The sequence below is a fragment of the Niallia yueguangensis genome (genome assembly GCF_052663115.1).
In genome coordinates this window covers 1-350 of the sequence record NZ_JBQTCX010000080.1, presented here as the reverse complement: position 1 = coordinate 350, position 350 = coordinate 1, and the positions used below count along the sequence as shown (strand labels likewise).

The 350-nt window shown below is 39.1% G+C and carries 1 protein-coding gene; it reads right to left on the bottom strand.

Annotation, left to right across the window (positions count from 1 at the left end; all coding sequences use genetic code 11):
* The coding region (locus ACTYA4_RS22265; protein ID WP_445505884.1) for an ABC transporter permease subunit at nucleotides 1-350 on the bottom strand (350 nt) is incomplete at both ends.

The window sequence follows — 350 nt, the reverse complement described above, 5'->3', positions numbered from 1 at the left end:
ACATTAATCCCCATCGTATCGGCTGCCATTGGATGTTCTCCAACGGAACGCAGCCGAAGTCCAAACGGTGTTTTATACATAACAAACCAAGCGATAACTGCGACAATAATCGCTAAATACGAAGTCCAGTATGTATTAGTAAAAAACAGCTCGCCTATAACAGGAATATCTTTTAAAACTGGAATATCGACTTTTTTAAAACTATATTGAATCGTACCAGTTTGTCCTTTTCCATAAATTAATTTCACTAAAAACAGCGCAAGACCTGCGGCTAATAAATTGATTGCCACTCCAGAAACGGTTTGATCGGCGCGAAATGTAATCGATGCAACCGCATGCAAAGCAGAAAA